The sequence below is a fragment of the Streptomyces sp. NPDC040622 genome (genome assembly GCF_055593965.1).
The window spans coordinates 18800-41353 of record NZ_JBVIXD010000011.1 but is presented as its reverse complement, the minus strand read 5'-3'; the positions used below and the strand labels follow the sequence as shown (position 1 = coordinate 41353).

General features: G+C 71.1%; 24 protein-coding genes. 14 read left to right on the top strand and 10 right to left on the bottom strand.

The features are described from left to right. The first annotated feature begins 30 nt into the window (after positions 1 to 30). The 3 genes from ACZ592_RS30345 to ACZ592_RS30335 are packed head-to-tail and all read left to right on the top strand — an operon-like array spanning position 31 to position 2741. The gene (locus tag ACZ592_RS30345) at positions 31 to 945 is read left to right on the top strand and encodes a sterol desaturase family protein (protein WP_471584870.1); all 915 of its coding nucleotides are present in this window, start codon (positions 31 to 33) and stop codon (positions 943 to 945) included. Further along, the gene (locus ACZ592_RS30340; protein WP_471584869.1) at positions 942 to 1658 is read left to right on the top strand and encodes a lysoplasmalogenase; all 717 of its coding nucleotides are present in this window, start codon (positions 942 to 944) and stop codon (positions 1656 to 1658) included. Before ACZ592_RS30345 ends, ACZ592_RS30340 begins: the two co-directional genes overlap by 4 nt. Positions 1659 to 1697: 39 nt before the next feature. Next, positions 1698 to 2741 (top strand): zinc-dependent alcohol dehydrogenase family protein, encoded by a 1044-nt coding sequence (locus ACZ592_RS30335; RefSeq protein ID WP_471584868.1) that lies wholly within the window; start codon positions 1698 to 1700, stop codon positions 2739 to 2741. Between the two features lie 27 nt (positions 2742 to 2768). On the opposite strand, the gene ACZ592_RS30330 is transcribed toward ACZ592_RS30335, so the two are convergent. The 4 genes from ACZ592_RS30330 to ACZ592_RS30315 all read right to left on the bottom strand — a co-directional run bounded on the left by ACZ592_RS30330 (position 2769) and on the right by ACZ592_RS30315 (position 7732). Further along, positions 2769 to 3785, bottom strand: a complete 1017-nt coding sequence (locus ACZ592_RS30330) for a CopD family protein (protein WP_471585098.1) — start codon at positions 3783 to 3785, stop codon at positions 2769 to 2771. 163 nt (positions 3786 to 3948) lie between these two features. Continuing rightward, the gene (locus ACZ592_RS30325; protein WP_471584867.1) at positions 3949 to 4524 is read right to left on the bottom strand and encodes a hypothetical protein; all 576 of its coding nucleotides are present in this window, start codon (positions 4522 to 4524) and stop codon (positions 3949 to 3951) included. Between the two features lie 80 nt (positions 4525 to 4604). Then, positions 4605 to 6098, bottom strand: coding sequence for a S8 family serine peptidase (locus ACZ592_RS30320; protein ID WP_471585097.1), 1494 nt, complete (start codon positions 6096 to 6098; stop codon positions 4605 to 4607). 89 nt (positions 6099 to 6187) lie between these two features. After that, a complete protein-coding gene (locus tag ACZ592_RS30315; RefSeq protein WP_471584866.1) occupies positions 6188 to 7732 on the bottom strand; it encodes a S8 family peptidase in 1545 nt (514 codons plus the stop codon). A gap of 351 nt (positions 7733 to 8083) precedes the next feature. On the opposite strand from ACZ592_RS30315, the gene ACZ592_RS30310 reads away from it, so the two are divergent. From ACZ592_RS30310 to moaA, 3 genes are all read left to right on the top strand, one after another. After that, entirely contained in the window at positions 8084 to 8458 is a 375-nt protein-coding gene (locus ACZ592_RS30310; protein WP_471584865.1) for a DUF485 domain-containing protein, read from the top strand. Continuing rightward, on the top strand, positions 8455 to 10092 hold the full coding sequence (locus ACZ592_RS30305; protein WP_471584864.1) for a solute symporter family protein: 1638 nt from the start codon (positions 8455 to 8457) through the stop codon (positions 10090 to 10092). The genes ACZ592_RS30310 and ACZ592_RS30305 overlap by 4 nt, the downstream gene beginning before the upstream one ends. Before the next feature lie 166 nt (positions 10093 to 10258). Continuing rightward, the gene (gene moaA / locus ACZ592_RS30300) at positions 10259 to 11266 is read left to right on the top strand and encodes a GTP 3',8-cyclase MoaA (RefSeq protein WP_471584863.1); all 1008 of its coding nucleotides are present in this window, start codon (positions 10259 to 10261) and stop codon (positions 11264 to 11266) included. Positions 11267 to 11272: 6 nt separating this feature from the next. Here moaA and ACZ592_RS30295 read toward each other — a convergent pair whose 3' ends face one another. Together ACZ592_RS30295 and ACZ592_RS30290 are read right to left on the bottom strand one after the other, a co-directional pair. Continuing rightward, positions 11273 to 11521 carry a hypothetical protein gene (locus tag ACZ592_RS30295; RefSeq protein ID WP_471584862.1) on the bottom strand — a complete coding sequence of 83 codons (249 nt, stop codon included), beginning with the start codon at positions 11519 to 11521 and terminating at the stop codon, positions 11273 to 11275. Between the two features lie 187 nt (positions 11522 to 11708). Beyond that, positions 11709 to 12095: a DUF3099 domain-containing protein gene (locus tag ACZ592_RS30290; protein ID WP_471584861.1), complete on the bottom strand. Its 387-nt coding sequence runs from the start codon at positions 12093 to 12095 to the stop codon at positions 11709 to 11711. 225 nt (positions 12096 to 12320) lie between these two features. Here ACZ592_RS30290 and ACZ592_RS30285 point away from each other — a divergent pair, with 225 nt between their 5' ends. After that, a complete protein-coding gene (locus tag ACZ592_RS30285) occupies positions 12321 to 12596 on the top strand; it encodes a GlsB/YeaQ/YmgE family stress response membrane protein (protein WP_471584860.1) in 276 nt (91 codons plus the stop codon). 66 nt (positions 12597 to 12662) lie between these two features. Here the strand turns inward: ACZ592_RS30285 and tyrS are convergent, their stop codons facing one another. The 3 genes from tyrS to ACZ592_RS30270 form a co-directional block, all read right to left on the bottom strand. After that, entirely contained in the window at positions 12663 to 13931 is a 1269-nt protein-coding gene (tyrS, locus tag ACZ592_RS30280) for a tyrosine--tRNA ligase (protein WP_471584859.1), read from the bottom strand. An 81-nt stretch (positions 13932 to 14012) separates the two neighbouring features. Continuing rightward, the gene (locus tag ACZ592_RS30275; protein ID WP_471584858.1) at positions 14013 to 15407 is read right to left on the bottom strand and encodes a metallopeptidase TldD-related protein; all 1395 of its coding nucleotides are present in this window, start codon (positions 15405 to 15407) and stop codon (positions 14013 to 14015) included. Next, complete coding sequence (locus ACZ592_RS30270; RefSeq protein ID WP_471584857.1) at positions 15404 to 16966, bottom strand: TldD/PmbA family protein; 1563 nt, start codon at positions 16964 to 16966, stop codon at positions 15404 to 15406. Before ACZ592_RS30270 ends, ACZ592_RS30275 begins: the two co-directional genes overlap by 4 nt. A 146-nt stretch (positions 16967 to 17112) precedes the next feature. On the opposite strand from ACZ592_RS30270, the gene fabG reads away from it, so the two are divergent. The 3 genes from fabG to ACZ592_RS30255 all read left to right on the top strand — a co-directional run bounded on the left by fabG (position 17113) and on the right by ACZ592_RS30255 (position 19116). Then, the gene (gene fabG / locus ACZ592_RS30265) at positions 17113 to 17832 is read left to right on the top strand and encodes a 3-oxoacyl-[acyl-carrier-protein] reductase (RefSeq protein WP_471584856.1); all 720 of its coding nucleotides are present in this window, start codon (positions 17113 to 17115) and stop codon (positions 17830 to 17832) included. A gap of 5 nt (positions 17833 to 17837) precedes the next feature. Beyond that, positions 17838 to 18599: an enoyl-ACP reductase FabI gene (gene fabI / locus ACZ592_RS30260; protein WP_471584855.1), complete on the top strand. Its 762-nt coding sequence runs from the start codon at positions 17838 to 17840 to the stop codon at positions 18597 to 18599. 145 nt (positions 18600 to 18744) lie between these two features. Then, positions 18745 to 19116, top strand: coding sequence for a hypothetical protein (locus ACZ592_RS30255; protein WP_471584854.1), 372 nt, complete (start codon positions 18745 to 18747; stop codon positions 19114 to 19116). Here ACZ592_RS30255 and ACZ592_RS30250 read toward each other — a convergent pair. After that, the gene (locus ACZ592_RS30250) at positions 19100 to 19798 is read right to left on the bottom strand and encodes a FadR/GntR family transcriptional regulator (protein WP_471584853.1); all 699 of its coding nucleotides are present in this window, start codon (positions 19796 to 19798) and stop codon (positions 19100 to 19102) included. The genes ACZ592_RS30255 and ACZ592_RS30250 overlap by 17 nt on opposite strands. A gap of 87 nt (positions 19799 to 19885) precedes the next feature. Here ACZ592_RS30250 and ACZ592_RS30245 point away from each other — a divergent pair, with 87 nt between their 5' ends. The 4 genes from ACZ592_RS30245 (at position 19886) to ACZ592_RS30230 (ending at position 22410) form a co-directional block, all read left to right on the top strand. Next, positions 19886 to 21235: a CynX/NimT family MFS transporter gene (locus ACZ592_RS30245; protein WP_471584852.1), complete on the top strand. Its 1350-nt coding sequence runs from the start codon at positions 19886 to 19888 to the stop codon at positions 21233 to 21235. A gap of 43 nt (positions 21236 to 21278) precedes the next feature. After that, a complete protein-coding gene (locus ACZ592_RS30240) occupies positions 21279 to 21395 on the top strand; it encodes an SGM_5486 family transporter-associated protein (RefSeq protein ID WP_358712790.1) in 117 nt (38 codons plus the stop codon). A gap of 168 nt (positions 21396 to 21563) precedes the next feature. Further along, complete coding sequence (locus tag ACZ592_RS30235) at positions 21564 to 21779, top strand: hypothetical protein (RefSeq protein WP_471584851.1); 216 nt, start codon at positions 21564 to 21566, stop codon at positions 21777 to 21779. Between the two features lie 112 nt (positions 21780 to 21891). After that, positions 21892 to 22410, top strand: a complete 519-nt coding sequence (locus ACZ592_RS30230; protein ID WP_471584850.1) for a SixA phosphatase family protein — start codon at positions 21892 to 21894, stop codon at positions 22408 to 22410. The last annotated feature ends 144 nt before the right edge of the window (positions 22411 to 22554 follow it).

The window sequence follows — 22554 nt, the reverse complement described above, 5'->3', positions numbered from 1 at the left end:
GCGGACGAATAGCCGTTCTACGGTGCACGCATGTCTCCGAACCTGCCCGATGTCGTGCTGTGGTCCATCCCGGCCTTCGTGCTGCTCACCGTCGTCGAGATCGTGAGCCACCGGATCCATCCCGACGACGACGCCGCGGGGTACGAGACCAAGGACGCCGCCACCAGCGTCGGCATGGGGCTCGGCAGCCTCGCCTTCGACTTCCTGTGGAAGATCCCGATCGTCGCGATCTACTCGGGCGTCTACGCGCTGACGCCGCTGCGCGTGCCCGTCCTGTGGTGGACGGTCCCGCTGATGCTCCTGGCCCAGGACTTCTTCTACTACTGGTCGCACCGCGGCCACCACGTCATCCGCATCCTGTGGGCCTGCCACGTGGTGCACCACTCCAGCCGCAAGTTCAACCTCACCACCGCGCTGCGCCAGCCCTGGACGAGCCTCACGGTGTGGCCGTTCTACCTGCCGCTCATCGCCTGCGGCGTGCACCCGGCGGCGCTCGCGTTCTGCTCGTCGGCCAACCTGGTCTACCAGTTCTGGATCCACACAGAGCGCATCGGGAAGCAGCCCCGCCCCTTCGAGTACGTCTTCAACACGCCCTCCCACCACCGCGTGCACCACGCCTCCCAGGGCGGCTACCTGGACCGCAACTTCGGCGGCATCCTGATCGTCTGGGACCGCCTGTTCGGCTCCTGGGTCGCCGAGACCGACCGTCCCGTGTACGGCCTGACGAAGAACATCGACACGTTCAACCCCCTGCGCGTGGCCACTCACGAGTACGCCGCCATCGCCAAGGACCTCAAGGCGGCCACCAGTTGGCGCGAGCGGGCCGGCCGGATCTTCCGCGGCCCCGGATGGCAGCCACAGGCCACGGAGGCGCCCCCGGCGCCCGTGCCCACGCCCACGCCCACGCCCACGCCCGAGGCGACGGTCCCGGAGCGGGCCGCGTGACGGGTCGGCCCTCGCCGAGGCTGCTCCTCGGTGCCTTCGGCGTCGCCGCCCTCGGCGACCTCGTCGCGCTCCTCGCGGACTCCGGCCCCGGCCACGCCGTCTTCAAGCCGCTGCTCATGCCCCTCCTCGCGGCGTACGCCGCCGCACGGCGAGGCCCCCGGCCGCTGATCGCCGCCCTGCTCTGCGGCTGGGGCGGCGACACCCTCCTGCTCTTCGACACCGACCTCGCCTTCCTCGCCGGCATGGGGTCGTTCGCCGCCGGGCACGTCTGCTACCTCGTGCTCTTCAAGCGGTACGGGGACACCCGGCGGTACGCGGGAAGAGGCGGCTCGGCCCGCGCGCGGGGCACGGCGCTCGTCACCGCGTACGCCCTCGCGCTCCTCGTCACCGTGGTGCTGCTCTGGCCGGACCTGCCCGCCGACATGCGGGGCCCGGTCGCGGGCTACAGCCTGCTGCTCACCGCCATGGCGTTCGGCGCGACCGCGCTCGGCGTCACGGCGGCCGCCGGAGGGGCGCTCTTCCTGCTCTCCGACACGCTCATCGCGACCGGCGTCGCCGAGTGGCCGCAGCTGCCCCGGCCCGACTTCGCGATCATGGTCACGTACATCGCGGCGCAGTATCTGCTGGCCAGGGGCGTGCTCGCGGTGCCCGCAGCACGTCCTGGCCGCACGCGGGCGTACGGTGAAGAGCAGACCGTCGGCACTGCGTCCTGACGGATCCCACCACGCTCCGACCCGTACCGAGGACCACCCATGCGCGCCACCACCATCCACGCCCCGTTCGACATGCGCGTGGAGGACGTGCCCGAGCCCGTGGTCCAGCTGCCCACCGACGCGGTCGTGCGCGTGCTGCGCGCCTGCATCTGCGGCAGCGACCTGTGGGCCTACCGCGGCGAGGCCAAGCGCCAGGCGGGCCAGCGCATCGGCCACGAGTTCCTCGGCATCGTCGAGGACACCGGCTCCGGGGTGAGCGGCGTGCGGCGCGGCGACCTCGTCGTCGCGCCCTTCATGTGGTCCGACGGGGTCTGCGACTACTGCACGGAGGGCCTCACCACGTCCTGCGAGCACGGCGGCTTCTGGGGCTCGGTCGGCTACGACGGCGGCCAGGGCGAGGCAGTCCGGGTGCCGTTCGCCGACGGCACCCTGGTGCGGCTGCCCGCCGAGGCGGCCTCCGACGAGCGCCTGCTCTCCGCCCTCCTGACCCTCTCGGACGTCATGGGCACCGGCCACCACGCGGCGCTCGGCGCGGGCGTCGGGCCGGACACCACGGTCGTGGTCGTCGGTGACGGCGCGGTCGGCCTGTGCGCGGTCCTCGCGGCCCGCAGGCTCGGCGCCGAACGGATCATCGCGCTCGGCCGCCACCAGGCGCGTACGGACATCGCGCGCCGCTTCGGCGCCACGGACGTCGTCGCCGAGCGCGGGGACGCCGCGGTGGCCGCCGTCCGCGAGCTCACCCGCGGCCAGGGCGCCCACGCCGTCGTGGAGGCCGTCGGCACCGAGCAGTCGATGCGCACGGCCGTGGACGTCACGCGCGACGGCGGCGCGATCGGCTTCGTCGGCGTCCCGCACGGCAGCGGCACCGGCCTGGACCTGAGCGTCATGTTCGACAGGAACATAGCCCTGCGCGGCGGCGTCGCCCCCGTACGCACGTACATCCCGGAGCTGCTGCCCGACGTCCTGGACGGCACGATCGACCCCTCGCCGGTCTTCGACCTGACGATCGGTCTGGAGAGCGTGCCCGAGGGCTACAAGGCGATGGACGAGCGGACCGCGCTCAAGGTCCAGGTCGCCCTGTAGCACCCGGCCGCCCGCCCGGGCCCCTCCTCACCAGCGGATCGGCAACGGCACCGCGGTGAGCAGCGCCGAGAGCACCACGACGACACCCAGCGCGATCACCTCCCCGCGCGCGGGGACGTACGCCGAGACGCGGTCCTCGCCACGGCGCAGACGGTGTCGGGCCAGCAGCGCGAGCACCGCGACGACGGCCACGAGCAGCACCTTGGCGAGCAGGGTGCGGCCGTAGGCCGTGTCGGTGAGCTGGTCCACGACCGTGCCGGGCGGCATCCGGCGCAGCGTGCTGCACACCCCGGTCGCCGTGATCGCGGCGAACAGGACGGCGGCCACGCGCGCGTAGAGCCCCAGTACCGCGGCCGCCTCCTGCGGAGCGGATGTCCGCCACCGCCGCAGGACGCGCAGCACGTACAGCAGGCCACCCGCCCACAGCGCCCCGCACGTCAGATGGACCAGCGTGAGACCGCTGCCGACCAGCGCCGAGTCCTCCACCGGAGGGTGGGCCCGCAGCGCCTCGGCGACGACCACGGCGGCCAGTGGGAGCGCCGCGAGGGAAGGGCGCCGGGAGCGTGCGCACAGGGCGGCCGCGATGAAGGCGTTGACCTCCACGAGGGCGAGCCTGCCGTCCCGGGTGTCGTGGAGCCGCCCGATGTCCAGGTCGGAGAGCTGCTGCGGGACCAGATTGCCGTTCGCCACGATCGCCGCGAGCCCGAGCGCCGCCACGCACCCCGTCCACGCCGCGTACGACGCCCACGGGCGCGGCGCCCGGTCCAGCGGCGCCCCCGGGACCCGGCGGGCCAGCCGGGCGGCAAACACCTCGCCCGCCTGGACGCACAGGGCGGCGAACACGAGCGACCGCAGGAAGGTGATCACGACCGTGCCGGGGGCCTGGGCCTCGCCCGTGCCGCGCAGCGCCACCGAGGGGCCGAGCAGCGGGATCAGGGCGGCCACGGCCACGAGGACGAGCACGGCGACGGCGCGCCTCGCACCGGGGCCTCGGTGCGGGCCGCGGTGCGTTCCGCCGCGCGACACGCGGACGGCGGCCGGTATGCCGGACGTGCCGTCGCCTCCGGGCTCGACGGAGGGGCCTATGGAGCTCACCTCAAGATCTTCACCAGCGGTCACCCCGGCGGGCAAGTCCGGGGGGACAACTGGCGCAAAGGCGCTCTGATCGGACGCCGACGCTCACCGGCTTGCCTCGCGCACGATGCCGCTATGCCGGGTACGCGGTCCCCGTCCCCTCGGGGGCGGAGGCGGCCGACCACCACAGCCGGATCGACTTCTCCGGGTCGCTGGGCCGCAGTTCCCAGCCCTGCGCGGCCGCCGCCCGCACGACGTAGTGCCCGCCCACACCGCGGTAGGAGCGGTGCGGTATCTCGCACTCGGTGGGCGGCAGCGGCTTCTTGGGGACACGCGGGGCCGAGGCCCTGGCCGTCCACCGGGCGAGGAGCTTGTCGACCTGCGCGCGGTAGTACGCGGCGTCCCCCTCGTGGCGTACCTCGGACCATCTCACGCACCAGCGCGGGAGCGTGGTGATCCAGCCCAGCGACCGGTCCATGAACCGGTCGAAGCCCTTCTCGTACGAGGAGCTCACCGCGGCGATCACCTCGGTGAGCAGGCCGATGGCCAGGGTGCCGGCGATCGCCACGACCGCGAGCGCGATCCACACCGGCATGAAGAGCACGGTCGCGGCGAACCGCAGCACCAGCTGCCACCGGGGTCGGGCGGGCCCGGCCACCCACGTCTCCGTGCCCGACACGACGAACCGGTCGTCTCTGTATGCGTACATGACCCGAGATCCTCTCGTGCGCCGAGCGGGACGGGCCGGGCGGCCCCGCGGCCGCCCGGCCCGAACACCGCGGACCGGCGCTACTTGCGCACGGCGTCCAGCGCGTCGGCCATGCCGGCGCCGTAGAAGCCGTTGCCGTTCCTGCCGCCCTCGCAGACCGCGTCGACCTTGCCGTCACCGTCGAAGTCGTACGGATCGGTGCACGCCATCGCGTCGGCCTGGCGGTACAGCAGTGCCTTGATGCGTGCCGCCGAGGCGTGCGGGTGCGCCGACTTGAGCAGCGCGGCCACGCCCGCGGCGTGCGGCGACGCCATCGACGTACCGGCCTTGTAGCCGAACCTGCCGCCCGGCAGCGTCGACAGGATCCTGCCGTCCACGGCCGGCGGGTTCGGCGTCTGGTACTTCGTGGAGTCGCCGCCCGGCGCGGTGATGTCCACGACGCCCTTGCCGTAGTTCGAGTACGACGCCTTGATGCCCTTCGCACCGGTGGCGGAGACCGTCACGACGCCGGGCAGCTGCGACGGAAGGTCGAAGCAGTCCTTGGTCCTGATGGTCCGCGGCACCGGAGTGCTGTCGTCGGGGCTCGAGTCGTCGAGGATCTCGTCCTGGGCCAGGTCGGTCTTGGCGTTGCCCGCGGCCGCGACGTTCACCGCGCCCTTGCGCTCCGCGTACTTCGAGGCCCGCCCGACCGCGTCGACCAGCGCCTTCTGGTCGGCGTCCGTCGTGCAGTTGAACAGCCACGGGTCGGTGTAGTAGCTGTTGTTGGTGACGTCGACACCGTGGTCGGCCGCCCACACGAAGCCGCAGACCACGGCCTCCGTGTAGTACATGCCGGTCGCGGGCTCCGCCACCTTCAGGCTCGCCACCTTCACGCCGGGCGCGACACCGGTGACCCCCGTGCCGTTCTTCGCGGCGGCGATCGTGCCCGCCACGTGCATGCCGTGGTCGCTCTCGCCCGCCACCGGACGCCACGCGCTGTCCTTCTGGACGGGCACGCCGCCCAGACAGCTCGCGGACGCCCCGCGGTCGAAGTTCGGGGCGATGTCGGGGTGCGTGTCGTCGACGCCCGAGTCGAGCACGCCGACCGTGACCTTGCGGCTGCCGAGCGAGATCTCGTGCGCCTTGTCCGCCTTCATGGCGGGCAGGTCCCACTGCAGGGGCTCCAGCTCGTCCTGCCCTGCCGACGCCTTGCCCGCCGCGGCCCGCGCCTCGGCGGCGGTCAGCGGCCGCTCCGACTCCAGCGCGTCGTCGGCCTGTGCCGACAGCGGGGCCGTGCGGGTCGCGCCCGCCGAGTCGACGCCCTTCACCCGGCGGATCGTCTTGGCGAAGTCCGGGTTCGCCGAGTGGACGACGAGGACGCCGATCCTGTCGTACGCGATGACGACATCGCCGCCGGCCTTGGCTATCGCCCTCTTCACGTACGCCGAACCCCCCTTGCCGGGGCGGACGTTGACGACGTAGCTCATCGAGGCGGCAGCAGGGGCGGCAGCCCGCACGGCCGCCGGGGGAGCGTCCGGCAGCGCGGCCGGCCGCGCCGACGCCGTGCCCGGCAGGAAGGCGACGGCCGAGACCATCGCGACGCCGACCGGCAGGGCCAGCGCGCGGCGGGAGCGCAGGAAGGCGGCGGCCGTGGTGTGGGACCTGGTCACGTGCGTTCTCCCTCTCACTTCTTCTTCACGGCGTCGAGCGCGTCGACGAGCCCACTGCCGTAGAAGCCGTTCGCGTTCCTGCCACCGCTCTCGCAGACCGCGTCGACGTCGCCGTCACCGTCGGGGTCGTAGGGACCCGCGGGGCACTCCAGCCGGTCGGCCTGCTTCTTCAGGAGCCGCTGCAGCTCGGCCGGACCCGCCTTGGGGTGGGTGGACTTGATCAGCGCGGCGACGCCCGAGGCGTGCGGCGCGGCCATCGAGGTGCCCTGCAGCCAGCCGTACTCGCCGCCCGGCAGGGTGGAGAGGATGCGGCCGTTCTTCGAGGGGGTGTCCGGGATCTGGAACTTGTCGCCGCCCGGCGCCGTGATGTCGACGACGCCCTTGCCGTAGCTGGAGTACGCCGACTTGAGGTTCTGCACGCCCGTCGCGCTGGTGGTGACGACGCCCGGCAGCTGGGTCGGTACGTCGAGGCACTCGCTCGGGTCGATGGTGCGGGTCACCGGCGTGGAGTCGTCGGGGCTCGAGGAGTCGACGATCGCGTCGGAGGCGAGGTCGTGGTTGGAGTTGCCCGCGGAGGCGACGTTGAGGGTGCCCTTCTTCTGGGCGTAGAGCTGCGCGCGGTTGACCGCGTCGAGGATCGCCTTCTGGTCCGGGTCGTCCTTGCAGTTGTACAGCCACGGGTCCACGTAGTAGCTGTTGTTGGTGATCTCGACGCTGTGCTCGGCGGCGAACACGAAGGCGCAGACCACGTTCTCCGGGTAGAACAGCTCGTCGACCGGGTCGGCCACCTTGATGCCCGCGATCTTCACGCCGGGCGCGACGCCCGCGACGCCGACGCCGTTGCGCGCGGCACCGATCTCACCCGCCACGTGCGTGCCGTGGTAGTGGTCCTTCGTCGCCGGGCGCCAGGCGCCGGCCGAGGTGTCCGCCTTGCCGCCGACACAGCTCGCGGACTGCGAGGGCGAGAAGTTGGGGGCGAGGTCGGGGTGGGTGTCGTCGACGCCGGTGTCGATCACGGCGACGGTGACCTTCTTGCTGCCCGGGTTGATCCTGGCCGCCTTGTCGGCGCCGATCGCCCGGAGGTCCCACTGGTCGGCCTCCAGCGGCTCGGCGCCCGCTGCGGCGCTCCGCTTCAGCGCCTTGGCCTCGGCGGCGCTCAGGCGCTTGGCCTTGCCGTCCTCGGTGGTGCCGGCCGACTTCAGTGGCGAGGTGTGCGTCGCGCCCGCGGACTGGACGCCGCGCACGTCGCGTATTCGCTTGCCGAAGTCCGGGTTCGCCGAGTGCGCGACGATGACGCCGATCTTCTCGTGCGTGACGACGACGGAGCCGCCCGCCCCGGCTATCGCCTTCTTGACGTACGCGAGGGTCTTGCGGTCCGTACGGGTGTTGACGACGTACGCGAAGACGGGGGCGTCCTGCGCGGCCTTCGCCGACACCGGGGCGGGTGACTCGTTCGGGGCCGCGGTGGCGGCGCCGGGCATGAAGCCGACGGAGGCGGCAAGGGCGAGGCCGAGCGGCAGGGTGAGCGCCGTACGGCGTCTGGAACGCAGATGAGCCATGGGATCTCCACATCATCCGGAGACGGAACCGCACACGGAATCGCATACGGAACTGCCCGAACACGACTGGTGCTCGGGCAGGTGCATGACGGGTGGTTCAGGGTGAAGCTAACCCCGGAACTCCCAGGCCAGCAATGACTTACCGAAGAAATGGGGGAGTTCGGCGACGACGTACACATCCCCGTGACGTTGAGCAGCGGACGGAAGCAATCAACCCCCTGTCGGATCACGTCCCGTGGCCTTAGCATCGCCATCCGTGGCTCACGTGATCCGCGTCACCCCGAATGCGAGACAAGAGAGCACATGGAACAACTGTCCGTCCCCACCCCACCCGCACCACGAGGAGACTCCGTGGCCACCGACGCACCGCCCCCTTCGAAGGGTGGCGCAGGAAATGAACCCGCTCCCCACGCGCCCTCCACGGAGGAGTTCACCGAGGTGCAGGAGAGCGCGGAATTCGGCGAACTGCGCCGTGCGCACCGCTCGTTCGCCTTCCCGCTCACCGTCGCCTTCATCGCCTGGTACCTCGTGTACGTCCTGCTCTCCAACTACGCGGGCGACTTCATGGGCACCAAGCTCTTCGGCAACATCAACGTCGCCCTGGTCCTCGGCCTCGGGCAGTTCCTGACCACGTTCCTCATCGCCTGGTTCTACTCGCGCCACGCCGCGACGCAGCTCGACCCGAAGGCCGAGGCGATCAAGTCCCGCATGGAGGGCGCCGCATGAGCCCCGCGCACACCGCCGTCATCGACCTGGCGGCGGCGTCCGACGCCTCCGAGCACCGGACGCTGATCATCAGCCTCTTCGCGACGTTCGTCGTCGCGACGCTCTGCATCACCGTCTGGGCCGGGCGCCAGACCAAGAGCGCCGCCGACTTCTACGCGGGCGGCCGCCAGTTCACCGGATTCCAGAACGGTCTGGCGATCTCCGGCGACTACATGTCCGCCGCGTCCTTCCTCGGCATCGCGGGTGCCATCGCGCTCTTCGGCTACGACGGGTTCCTCTACTCCATCGGCTTCCTGGTCGCCTGGCTCGTGGCGCTCCTCCTGGTCGCCGAGCCGCTGCGCAACTCCGGGCGCTACACGATGGGCGACGTCCTCGCGTACCGCATGCGCCAGCGCCCCGTGCGCACCGCCGCGGGCACCTCCACCATCGTCGTCTCGATCTTCTACCTGCTCGCGCAGATGGCCGGCGCCGGCGTGCTGGTCTCGCTGCTGCTCGGCATCACCAGCGACGCGGGCAAGGTCCTCATCGTCGCCCTCGTCGGCGTCCTGATGATCGTGTACGTGACCATCGGCGGCATGAAGGGCACCACCTGGGTGCAGATGGTCAAGGCCGTCCTGCTCATCGCGGGCACCGTGCTCATCACCTTCCTGATCCTGCTGAAGTTCAACTTCAACGTCTCCGACCTGCTCGGCACCGCCGCCTCCAACAGCGGCCACGGCTCGAAGTTCCTGGAGCCCGGCCTCAAGTACGGCGCGAGCGGCACCTCGAAGCTGGACTTCATCTCGCTCGGCATCGCCCTGGTCCTGGGCACCGCGGGCCTGCCGCACATCCTGATCCGCTTCTACACGGTGCCCACCGCCAAGGCCGCCCGTAAGTCCGTGAACTGGGCTATCGGCATCATCGGCGCGTTCTACCTGATGACGATCGTCCTCGGCTTCGGCGCCGCGGCCCTGCTCAAGCCCGGCGACATCATCGCCTCCAACAAGGCCGGCAACACGGCGGCACCGCTCGCCGCCCTGGAGATCGGCGGCGGTGGCGACTCCACCGGCGGCGCCATTCTCCTCGCGGTGATCTCCGCGGTCGCCTTCGCCACCATCCTCGCGGTCGTCGCGGGCCTCACCCTGGCCTCGTCGTCCTCGTTCGCCCACGACATCTACGCGAACGTCATCCGCAGGGGCAAGGCCACCGAGAAGGAGGAGATGCGGGCCGCGCGCTGGGCGACCGTCTTCATCGGCATCGTCTCCATCGCGCTCGGCGCACTGGCCCGCGACCTGAACGTGGCGGGCCTGGTGGCCCTCGCCTTCGCCGTCGCGGCCTCCGCGAACCTGCCGACGATCCTCTACAGCCTCTTCTGGAAGCGGTTCACCACGCAGGGCGCGCTCTGGTCCATCTACGGCGGCCTCGTCGCCGCGGTCGGCCTCGTGCTGTTCTCGCCGGTCGTCTCGGGCAAGCCCACCTCGATGTTCCCCGACGCGAACTTCGACTTCTTCCCGCTGGAGAACCCGGGCCTGATCTCCATCCCGCTGGGCTTCCTGCTCGGCTGGCTCGGCTCGATCCTCTCCAAGGAGGAGCCGGACAAGGGCAAGTACGCGGAGCTCGAGGTCAAGTCCCTCACCGGCGTCGGAGCCCACTGACCCCTGGCTGCTCACGCTGTTCACGCCTTCGCGACGGCCGCGTCGTAGAGTCCTACGACGCGGCCGCCGCGTTCCTCGTGTCAAATGGCCCATGGCGTTGTCAGAGGTCTGGCGTAAGGTCGAAAGCAGTCGGACCATCAGCACCAACCGCCGGGGAGGGGCCGCAGTGCTCATCGACACCTATGGCCGCGTAGCCACTGACCTGCGCGTATCACTGACCGATCGCTGCAATTTGCGCTGTACGTACTGCATGCCGGAAGAGGGCCTGCAGTGGCTGGCCAAGCCCGACCTGCTCACCGACGACGAGATCGTCCGTCTCGTGCGCATCGCCGTCACGCAGCTCGGCATCACCGAGGTCCGCTTCACCGGCGGCGAGCCGCTGCTCCGCCCCGGCCTCGTCGGCATCGTCGAGCGCTGCGCCCGGCTGGAGCCCCGCCCGAAGATGTCCCTGACGACGAACGGCATCGGACTCAAGCGCACCGCCAAGGCCCTCAAGGCCGCGGGCCTCGACCGGGTCAACGTCTCCCTGGACACCCTGCGCCCCGACGTCTTCAAGACCCTCACGCGCCGTGACCGCCACAAGGACGTCCTCGAAGGCCTCGAAGCGGCCCGTGACGCCGGCCTGACCCCGGTCAAGGTCAACACCGTCCTGATGCCGGGCCTGAACGACGACGAGGCCCCCGACCTGCTGGCCTGGGCCGTGGAGAACGACTACGAGCTCCGTTTCATCGAGCAGATGCCGCTCGACGCCCAGCACGGCTGGAAGCGCGACGGAATGATCACCGCGGGTGACATCCTGCAGTCCCTGCGGACCCGCTTCGAGCTCACCGAGGAGGGCTCGGGCGAGCGCGGTTCGGCCCCCGCCGAGCGCTGGATCGTCGACGGCGGCCCGCACCGCGTCGGCGTGATCGCCTCCGTCACCCGCCCGTTCTGCTCGGCCTGCGACCGGACCCGTCTGACGGCCGACGGCCAGGTGCGCACCTGCCTGTTCGCCACCGAGGAGACCGACCTGCGCGGGGCGCTGCGCGCGGCCCCGGAGGAGACGACGGACGGCTCGGACGAGGCCATCGCCCGCATATGGAAGCTCGCGATGTGGGGCAAGAAGGCAGGATCCGGCCTGGACGACCCGTCGTTCCTGCAGCCGGAGCGCCCGATGTCGGCGATCGGCGGCTAGCTCCCGCTAGCCCCGGCCCGCTGCGGCGTCGTCGCCTTCGCCGGTCTCGCGCGCCCGCCACTCGGCGAGCGGCACGACGTCCTTCAGCATGCCGCGCACGCCGAGGAACTGGGAGAGGTGCTCGCGGTGTTCGTCGCACGCGAGCCACGTCTTGCGCCGCTCGGGGGTGTGGATCTTGGGGTTGTTCCAGGCGAGGACCCAGACCGCGTCGGCGCGGCAGCCCTTGGCGGAACAGATCGGGATTTCGTCACTCACGGTAGCGTCCACAGTGCTCATCACAAGGCGACGCCGAGCAGCCACGGGGGGAGCTGCCCGGCGTCGGTCTGTCGCTCCGACGGGGGATGCGGAGCGCGTACGAAGTATGTCATGGGGGACCCGGTGGCTGGCACCGGAACCACATGATTGATCTGAGCTTTTCTTGAGCTTGGCGCATCGTCGACGGTCAGCTGTTTTCGGGCGAAGTGCCCCGTCGCTGGTCGTGGGTGGGCCCCAGGGGATCTTCCCGGACGGATTCCGCGGCGGCGGCAGCGGCCGGCGCCGCGAGCATTGGCCGAGAAGGAGCGGGTACGAACGTCGACGGCAGCGACGGCGGACTCTCCCGTCCCGCGTTGGCGATCACGACGGAGATGTACGGCAGGAGGATCCCGAGCACCAGAGCGACGAGGGCGACGTGCCGCTCGACGTTCCAGAGCACGGCGGCGGCCACCACCGACACGGTCCGCACCGACATCGAGATCACATACCGGCGCTGCCTGCCCCGGACGTCATCCGCCAGGCCTTGGCGGGCCCCCGTGATCCGGAAGACCTGGCCGCTGCTCTGCTTCCGCATCACGTTCCACCGCCCTGTCCGCTGTGCCGGACTCTCCCTGGTGGTCTACCCCGGTCCGGCCCCTCAACGTTACGCCGCGGCTGCGCCGCCTACGAGACCGGGGCAGGCCTCACCCCGGTGCTCCGCCTGCGTCGTGCCACGTATGGGGGTGCCCGACATGCGCCGTATGGCGGACGGGTCGAGACTGACGGTAATGCTCATGTAGAGCCGTACTAGGAGGCAGCTATGGGCTGGTTGTGGGCGATCATCGTGGGTTTCGTGCTGGGCCTGATTGCCAAGGCGATTCTGCCCGGCAAGCAGCACAGTCCGCTCTGGCTGACCACGGTGTTCGGCATCATCGGAGCCATCGTGGGCAACTCGCTCGCCGCGGCGTTCGGCATCGAGGAGACCAAGGGCATCGACTGGGGACGACACGTCCTGCAGATCGTGGCGGCCCTGGTGATCGTCGCCATCGGTGACATGGCGTACAAGGCGATCAAGGGCAACAGACACACGGCCTGACGCACACGGAGAAGGGGGCCGGTCCGCACGGACCGGCCCCCTTCTCCCACGTGCGGCGCGGGCGGATCAGCCCGCCGTGACCTCGACCGCGGCCAGGTTCTTCTTGCCGCGGCGCAGCACGAGCCAGCGCCCGTGCAGCAGCTCGGCACGGTCCGGCACGGCGTCCTCGGCGGCGACCTTCACGTTGTTCACGTAGGCACCACCCTCCTTGACCGTGCGGCGGGCTGCGGACTTGCTCGCCACCAGACCGACCTCGGCCAGCAGGTCCACGACCGGCCCGAGCTCGGCGACCTGGATGTGCGGCAGCTCGGAGAGCGCCGCGGTCAGCGTCGCCCCGTCCAGCTCGGCGAGGTCGCCCTGGCCGAAGAGGGCCTTGGACGCGGCGATGACGGCCGCGCACTGCTCCGCGCCGTGCACCAGCGTGGTCAGCTCCTCGGCGAGCGCGCGCTGCGCGGCGCGCGCCTGCGGACGCTCCTCGGTCTGCCTCTCGATCTCCTCCAGCTCCTCGCGGGACTTGAACGAGAGGATCCGCAGGTACGTCGAGATGTCCCGGTCGTCCGTGTTCAGCCAGAACTGGTAGAACGCGTACGGCGTCGTCATCGCCGGGTCGAGCCAGACCGCGCCGCCCTCGGACTTGCCGAACTTCGTGCCGTCCGACTTGAGCATCAGGGGCGTGCCCATGGCGTGCACCGTGGCGTCCGGCTCCAGGCGGTGGATCAGGTCGATGCCCGCCGTGAGGTTGCCCCACTGGTCGCTGCCGCCGGTCTGCAGGGTGCAGCCGTAGCGCCGGTAGAGCTCCAGGAAGTCCATGCCCTGCAGGAGCTGGTAGCTGAACTCCGTGTACGAGATGCCCTCCTGGGACTCCAGGCGGCGGGCCACGGAGTCCTTGGTCAGCATCTTGTTGACCCGGAAGTGCTTGCCGATGTCGCGCAGGAACTCGATCGCGGACAGGCCCGCGGTCCAGTCGAGGTTGTTGACCATCGTCGCGGCGTTCTCGCCCTCGAAGGCCAGGAACGGCTCGATCTGCGAGCGCAGCCTGGCCACCCAGTTCGCGACCGTCTCCGGGTCGTTCAGGGTGCGCTCGGCGGTCGGCCGAGGGTCGCCGATCTGGCCCGTGGCCCCGCCCACCAGCGCCAGCGGACGGTGCCCCGCCTGCTGGAGCCGGCGGACCGTGAGGACCTGCACCAGGTGTCCGACGTGCAGGCTCGCCGCGGTCGGGTCGAAGCCGCAATAGAACGTGACGGGACCGTCCGCGAGCGCCTTGCGCAGTGCGTCTTCATCGGTGGACAGGGAGAAAAGCCCCCGCCACTTCAGCTCGTCGACGATGTCCGTCACGGGTCTCGCGTCTCCTAGGTGTGTCTACAGGGGTGCACGTCGGGTGCGCTTACAGATTGCACGAAGGTGCAAGGACCGAGGTTATACGCCCTGGCTGACCGAACTCATGTTGAAATCCGGGACGCGCAGCGCGGGCATCGCCGCCCGGGTGAAGTAGTCGCCCCACTCGCGCGGCAGCGTCCGCTCGGTGCGGCCCGCCTCGGTGGCCCGGCCGAGCAGCCCGACCGGCGACTCGTTGAACCGGAAGTTGTTGACCTCGCCCACGACCTCGCCGTTCTCCACGAGGTAGACGCCGTCCCTGGTCAGCCCGGTGAGCAGCAAGGTTGCCGGGTCGACCTCGCGGATGTACCAGAGGCAGGTGAGCAGCAGCCCGCGCCCGGTGGCCGCGACCATCTCCTCCAGGGAGCGGTCGCCGCCGCCGTCCAGGACGAGGTTGTCGATGGCCGGCGTCACCGGCAGCCCGGTCAGCTCCGCGCTGTGCCTGCTGGTGGCGAGGTGAGCGAGCTCACCGGAGCGGATCCAGTCGGTGGCGGTCAGCGGCAGGCCGTTGTCGAACACCGAGGCGTCGCCGCCCGAGGCGTGCGCGAGCACGAACGGCGCCGACTCCAGGCCCGGCTCGTGCGGGTCGCTGCGCAGCGTCAGCGGCAGCCCGGCGAGGCGTTCGCCCAGGCGCGTGGCGCCGCCCGGCTTGGAGAAGACCGTGCGGCCCTCGGCGGCGTCCCGGGCCGACGACGACCAGATCTGGTAGATCAGCAGGTCCGCGACGGCGGTCGGCGGCAGCAGCGTCTCGTACCGCCCGGCGGGCAGCTCGACGCGGCGCCGCGCCCACCCCAGGCGCTGGGCGAGCTCCGCGTCGAGCGCCGCCGGGTCGACGTCCTTGAAGTCCCGGGTGGCGCGCCCCGCCCACGCCGACTTGGTGCGGTCGGGCGACTTGGCGTTGAGCTCCAGCGTGCCGTTGGGCTGGTCGTGCCGGAGCCGGAGCCCCGTCGACGTCCCCACGTAGCTCGACACGAACTCGTGGTTGGCGAAGCCGTAGAGCTCGCGCCCGCCGGCCCCGGCCCGCGCGAAGGCCTCGCCGAGCGCCGGCGCGAAGTCCGCGAAGACCGCCGATGAGGTCTCCACGGGGGCCTCCGTGAAGTCGGGGGAGGCGGCGGTGCCGGACACCAGGGGCTGCGCGTCCTCGGCGGGTCCCGCGCCGCGCGCCGCCTCCTCGGCGGCCCGCACCAGCGGCTCCAGATCGTGGGCGGTCACGGCCGAGCGCGTCACGACGCCGGACGCGGTGCCCTCCTTGCCGTCGACGGTGGCGATGACGGTGAGGGTGCGGCCGCGGGTGACGCCGTTGGTGGTCAGGGCGTTGCCCGCCCAGCGCAGATTCGCCGTCGACTCCTCGTCCGCGATCACGACACAGCCGTCGGCGGTGGACAGTTCGAGGGCGCGCTCGACGATCTCGTGCGGCTTGGTGGCGCTGCGGCTCATCGACCGGCCTCCTGCGTGGTGTTCAGAATGTTCACGCCCCGGAAGAGGGCGGACGGGCAGCCGTGCGAGACGGAGGCGACCTGGCCCGGCTGGGCCTTGCCGCAGTTGAAGGCACCGCCGAGGACGTACGTCTGCGGGCCGCCGACCGCGGCCATCGAGCCCCAGAAGTCGGTGGTGCTCGCCTGGTAGGCGACATCGCGCAGCTGCCCGGCGAGACGCCCGTTCTCGATCTTGTAGAAGCGCTGCCCGGTGAACTGGAAGTTGTAGCGCTGCATGTCGATGGACCACGACCGGTCGCCGACCACGTAGATGCCGCGGTCCACGCCCGCGATCAGGTCCTCCGTGGCGAGCCCGCCGGGGTCCGGCTGGAGCGACACGTTCGCCATGCGCTGCACCGGGACGTGGCCGGGGGAGTCCGCGTACGCGCAGCCGTTGGAGCGCTCGAACCCGGTGAGCTTCGCGATGCGCCGGTCCAGCTGGTAGCCGACCAGTGTGCCGTCCTTGACCAGGTCCCAGGACTGCGCGGCCACGCCCTCGTCGTCGTACCCGACGGTCGCGAGGCCGTGCTCGGCGGTCCGGTCGCCCGTCACGTTCATCAGCGACGAGCCGTAGGCGAGCTTGCCGAGCTGGTCGAAGGTGGCGAACGACGTCCCCGCGTACGCCGCCTCGTAGCCGAGCGCGCGGTCCAGCTCGGTGGCGTGGCCGATGGACTCGTGAATGGTCAGCCAGAGGTTCGACGGATCGACGACGAGGTCGTACGAGCCGGCCCGGACGCTCGGCGCCCGCATCTTCTCGGCCAACTGCTCGGGAATGCGGGCGAGTTCGCCCTCCCAGTCCCAGCCGGTCCCCGTGAGGTACTCCCAGCCGCGGCCCACCGGCGGCGCGATCGTGCGCATCGAGTCGAACTCCCCGCTCGACTCGTCCACGGCCACCGCGGTCAGCTGCGGGTGCAGCCGCACACGCTGCTGCGTGGTGACGGTGCCCGCCGTGTCCGCGTAGAACTTGTTCTCGTGGACGGTGAGCAGCGAGGCGTCGACGTGCGCGACCCCGTCGGCGGCCAGCAGGCGCGCGCTCCAGTCGGCGAGCAGCCCCGCCTTCTCCTCGTCCGGCACGGAGAACGGGTCGATCTCGTACGAGGAGACCCACGTCCGGTCCTCGTGCACCGGCTCCCGCGCGAGCTCGACCCGCTCGCTGGACCCGGCGGCCTTGATGACCTGCGCGGACAGCTTGGCCATCGCCACCGCCTGGGCCGCGACCCGGGCCGCCGCGTCCATCGTCATGTCGACACCCGAGGCGAAGCCCCACGTGCCGCCGTGCACCACCCGGACCGCGTACCCGAAGTCCGTGGTGTCCGAGGTGCCGGCCGGTCGTGCGTCGCGCAGCCGCCACGACGCGCTGCGCACCCGCTCCAGGCGGAAGTCCGCGTGGTCGGCGCCGAGCGCCCGCGCGCGGGCCAGCGCGGCGTCGGCGAGAGCCCGCAGCGGCAGCGCCGTGAAGGCTTCATCGATGGAATGAGGCACGGATGTCTCCCTGCTGTCGGCACGGTCAGGTCCGATCATGTCGCGCCCGACGGCCCGGGGGCCAGGGTTTTCTGTAGGGATCCGACAGGGAGTGCTCTGAGCCACTGTCGGTCGTCGATTCTCCGTATCGCGGGAGGTACCGATAGGTTTTCGAGGTACCAGACCGCTATTGAAAGGGTGATCCGTTGAGCCGCTCGGTTCTCGTCACCGGAGGAAACCGGGGCATCGGCCTCGCCATCGCCCGCGCCTTCGCCGAGGCAGGCGACAAGGTCGCGATCACCTACCGCTCGGGTGAGCCGCCGCAGGCGCTCACCGACGCCGGTGTCCTCGCCGTCAAGTGCGACATCACCGACACCGAGCAGGTGGAGCAGGCCTACAAGGAGATCGAGGACAAGCACGGGAACGTCGAGGTCCTGATCGCCAACGCCGGCATCACCAAGGACCAGCTCCTGATGCGCATGAGCGAGGAGGACTTCACGTCCGTCCTCGACACCAACCTCACCGGCACCTTCCGCGTCGTCAAGCGTGCCAACCGCGGCATGCTGCGCGCCAAGAAGGGCCGCGTCGTCCTCATCTCCTCGGTCGTCGGCCTCATGGGCGGACCGGGGCAGGCGAACTACTCCGCGTCCAAGGCGGGTCTGGTCGGCTTCGCCCGCTCGCTCGCCCGTGAGCTCGGATCGCGCAACCTCACCTTCAACGTCGTCGCCCCCGGCTTCGTCGACACCGACATGACCAAGGCGCTCACCGACGAGCAGCGCGAGAGCATCGTCTCTCAGGTGCCGCTCGGCCGGTACGCGCAGCCGGAGGAGATCGCCGCCGCGGTGAAGTTCCTCGCGTCCGACGAAGCCTCGTACATCACTGGAGCCGTCATCCCCGTTGACGGCGGATTGGGCATGGGTCACTGATCACCATGAGCGGAATTCTCGACGGCAAGAAGATTTTGATCACGGGCGTCCTGATGGAGTCCTCCATCGCGTTCCACGCGGCCAAGGTCGCGCAGGAGCAGGGCGCCGAGATCATCCTCACCGCCTTCCCGCGGCCCACGCTCACCGAGCGCATCGCCAAGAAGCTCCCCAGGCCCGCCAAGGTCATCGAGCTCGACGTGACCAACCAGGAGCACCTGGACCGGCTCGCGGGCCTGGTCAAGGACGAGCTCGGCGGCCTCGACGGCATCGTGCACTCCATCGGCTTCGCGCCGCAGGGTGCCTTCAACTTCCTCGAGGCGACCTTCGAGGACGTCGCGACGGCGATGCACGTCTCCGCGTACTCGCTGAAGTCGCTGACCATGGCGTGCCGCCCGCTGTTCGAGGACGGCGCCTCGGTCGTCGGCCTCACCTTCGACGCGCAGTTCGCCTGGCCGAAGTACGACTGGATGGGCCCGGCCAAGGCCGCCCTGGAGGCCACCAGCCGTTACCTCGCCCGTGACCTGGGCAAGGAGGACGTCCGCTGCAACCTGATCTCCGCGGGCCCCATCGGCTCCATGGCGGCCAAGTCCATCCCGGGCTTCGCCGACCTCGCCGAGGTCTGGAACAACCGCTCCCCGCTGGAGTGGGACATGGCCGACCCCGAGCCCGCGGGCCGCGGCATCGTCGCCCTGCTCTCGGACTTCTTCCCGAAGACCACCGGCGAGATCATCCACGTCGACGGCGGCGTGCACATGATGGGTGCCTGACCCGGTGATAAGTGCCTGACCAGGCGCTTCGCCGAACAGGCGGTACGTTTCGAGGCCCCGTCCCCCGCAGCGCGCGGGAGGCGGGGCCTCACCCGTTCGGCCGCCTTGCCGGGCGGCGGCGGGGGAGTGCCGCGCACTGTGGAGTGTGCGTCTCTCCGGTGCGGTCCTCGTGGCTCTCGCTCTTGTGGTCGCAGCGCCGAGCGCCGCGCCGCGGGACGCGCCCCACGCGCGCGTGCCCGCGAAGGATTCCACCGGGACTCCCGTGGAGGAGTCCGGGGAGAAGGACCGGCCCTTCGGCTCGGAGTGCCGTACGGGCGTCTCGGGGTCCGACGTCGTCGCGTACTGCCACAACCCCTATCCCGAGACCGACCGGGTCCGCCTCCACGTGGAGTGCGGCCGGTGGTGGGACATCGACACCGACTCCCGGCCCGTCGAGGCGGGGCCCGCGCAGACGGTGCGCCTGACCGGGCGGTGCTGGAAAGAGGTCCGCACGGTCTGGGTCACCCACCAGAAGTGACGGCCCCCGTGAACCGCTCCGGGCGGCACATGAAGGGGTAGCCCGCGGCCTCCGCCGCCGCGGCCCGGGCGTCGCCCGCGCGGATCGCGTCGACGAGGCGGGCGTGGTCCATGTGCGACTCCGGGGTCAGCTCCTCGCCGATGTCCTCGCGCAGCCAGTCCCGCAGGACCTCGCCGAGGTCCGCGTAGAGCGCCGTCATGACGTCGTTGTGCGAGGCGGCGACGACGGCCATGTGGAACGTCGCGTCGGCCGTCACGAACGCCTCCGCGTCCCCGGTCGCCCAGACCTGCTCGCGGCGCACCAGAAGGGCGTCGAGCTGCTTCAGGTCGCGCTCGGTGCGGCGCTCGGCGGCGAGCTTCGCGGCACTGGACTCCAGCGTGCTGCGCAGCTCGGCGATGTGCCGAGGGTCCGCGTCGGCGAACCTGCGCTGCATCACGCCCGCGAGCTCGCTCGTGGCGACCACGTAGGTGCCCGAGCCCTGCCGGATGTCGAGCAGGCCGTTGTGCGCGAGGGCGCGCACCGCCTCCCGCACGGTGTTCCTGGCCACCCCGAGCTGCTCGACCAGCTCCGGCTCGGTGGGGATGCGGGAGCCGACCGGCCACTCGCCCGAGGAGATCTGGTTGCGCAGTTCGGAGATGACCTGTTCGGAGAGCACCGAACGGCGAGCGGTGGTCAGCGGCATGACGTTCCTTCGGGCGGGGCGGGCCGGGCCGGGGTGTGACGCATTCGGATTGGACAGCCAATCATCCCATGATTCTATGATGACCCCATGGCTAGTGAGGAAACCGGCACCATGACCCCGACGGCGACACCCCCAGAAGAGACTGCGACGGCGCGGGACGCGACCTCGAAGGGGGCGGCCGCCGAGCAGGCGACCGGGGGGAAACAGGCCCCCACGCGCGCGTGGGCGACACGGCTCGTCATCGTCGGCATCGTCCTCGCCGCCATGAACCTGCGCCCCGCCATCACCAGCCTCGGCGCCCTCCTTGAGGAGGTGCGCGACGGCCTCGGCATGAGCGGCACCCTCGCGGGTCTGCTCACCTCCGTGCCGCCGCTCTGCTTCGCGATCTTCGGCGTGATGGCACCCCGTCTGGCCAAGCGCTTCGGGCCCGGCGCGGTGGTCTGCGTCGGCATGGCCGCCATCGCGTCGGGCCTGGTGATCAGGCCCTTCATCGGCGGCACCGCGGGCTTCCTCGCCGCCACCGCGCTCGCCCTCGCCGGCATCGCGGTCAGCAACGTCCTGATGCCCGTCATCGTCAAGCGCTGGTTCCCCGACCGGGTCGGCTCGATGACCGGCCTCTACTCGATGGCGCTCGCGCTCGGCACCTCCCTCGCCGCCGCGCTCACGGTCCCGATGACCGACGCGTTCGGCGGCCGCTGGCAGAGCGGCCTCGCCGTGTGGGCGGCGCTCGCCGTCGCCGCCGTTCTGCCGTGGATCCCGCTGGTCCGCGAGCGGAGCACCCCCGGCGCCGAGGCCCCGGAGCACATCAGCCGCGCCGTGCGCCAGGAGGACGCGGACCTGCGCATCACCCACAGCCGCACCGCGTGGGCGCTCGCCGTCTTCTTCGGCCTCCAGGCGACGGCCGCGTACATCACGATGGGCTGGATGCCGCAGATCTTCCGCGACGCCGGCGTCCCCGCGGGCGAGGCGGGCGTGCTGCTCGCCGTCACGATGGCCATGGGCGTGCCGCTGGCCTTCGTCATCCCCCGGGTCGCCACCCGCCTGACCAACCAGGGCCCGGTCGTGGTCGTCCTCGGCACGTGCGGACTCATCGGGTACGCGGGCCTCTTCCTCGCCCCCGCCGGCGGCGCCTGGGCGTGGGCGTTGCTGCTCGGCGTCTCCAACTGCGCCTTCCCGCTCGCCCTCACCATGGTCGGCATGCGGGCCAAGAGCAGCGTCGGCGTCGCCAAGCTGTCCGCCTTCGCGCAGAGCACGGGCTACCTGATCTCGATCCCGGGACCGCTCCTCGTGGGCGTGCTCTACCAGCACAGCGGCGGCTGGGGCCTGCCGATCGCGCTGATGGCGGGCCTGATGGTGCCGCAGATCGTCGTCGGCACCCTGGCGGGCCGCAACCGCACGGTCGAGGACGAGGTGGCGGCCAGGGCCGGGGCGGCCTGACCCCGCCGGGGAGAGGACGGGCAAAGGGTGCGAGACTGACCGTATGCCCGTCCTCGACCCGAACCCCCAGAACGGCCAGAAGAAGCTCCTCGTCGTGCTCGGCGCGATGCTGGCCATCACCGTGATCATCGGCATCATCGCCTCCATCGCCTCACCGTGAACCGGCCCCCGGCGGGGCGATGGTGGGGTTAGCACCCCCATCCCCTAGGGGGCCAGTGTCAGGGTCAAGTGGGTGGATCTCCGGATGGGTTGAGGGCCGCCGATCCCCTAACTTCGAGTTGTGCCCGCGACGACGCGGCACGGACCACTCGAAGACCACGGAGGCGGCATGTCGGCCCGACCGCACACCCGGCACGACCCGGCGGATCCGGGCAGTGTCGAGATCCAGCTCCCGTGGTGGGCGATAGCCCTGCCCGCCGTCGCCTTCGCGGCCCTGCTCCTGCTCGTCCTGAACCCCGTGGACGCCCACGCGGCCACCGGCGAGCCCGTCATCACCCACCTCCTGGAGCACGTCCGGGCGACGGTCCTGCGCCTGGCCCCGTGATGCCCCTGCCGCAGGCGCCCGCCTCGGAGCGGCCACCGCCGCGGTCACCCGTGCCGGGGGACCGCACCAACTCCCTGCGCCCCATGGCGCGTTTCATGCGAAGCTGGGATGCATGAGCGTCGCAGAACCCCGCAGGATTGTCCTCTTCCGGCATGCGAAGGCCGACTGGCCGCAGGTTTCCGACCACGAGCGGCCGCTCGCCGACCGTGGGCGCAGGGACGCCCCCGTCGCCGGACGCAAGCTGGCCGACAGCGGCATCCCCTTCGACCAGGCCCTGTGCTCGACCGCCGCCCGGACCCGCGAGACCTGGAAGCTCGCCGTCCAGGAACTGCCGCAGCGGCCCAAGACCGTCTATGAGGAGCGGCTGTACGAAGCCTCTCCCGGTGAGCTGATCGCCGTGCTCAACGAGACCCCGGACGACGTGCAGAACCTCGTCCTGATCGGCCACAACCCCGGAGTGCAGGGCCTGGCCGACGTCCTCGCCGGAGACAGCGAGGGTGACGCCAGAACGCGGCTGAACCGCCGGGGCTTCCCGACCGCGGCCTTCGCGGTCCTGACGTACTCCGGCTCGTGGAAGGCCCTGGAGCCCGGCGTGGCCACCCTCGTCGACTACTGGGCGCCGTCCGAGTAGTCGGCGCAGACCGCAGGCCACGTACTTCACTCTTCCGCCCTGTCCGGTACGTCGTGGGGGGGGGGGAAAAAGGGGGGGGGGGGAGAAAAAAAAAAAAAAGAAAAGAAAAAAAAGAAAGGGAAAGGCCGTCAGAGTGTGTTTTCT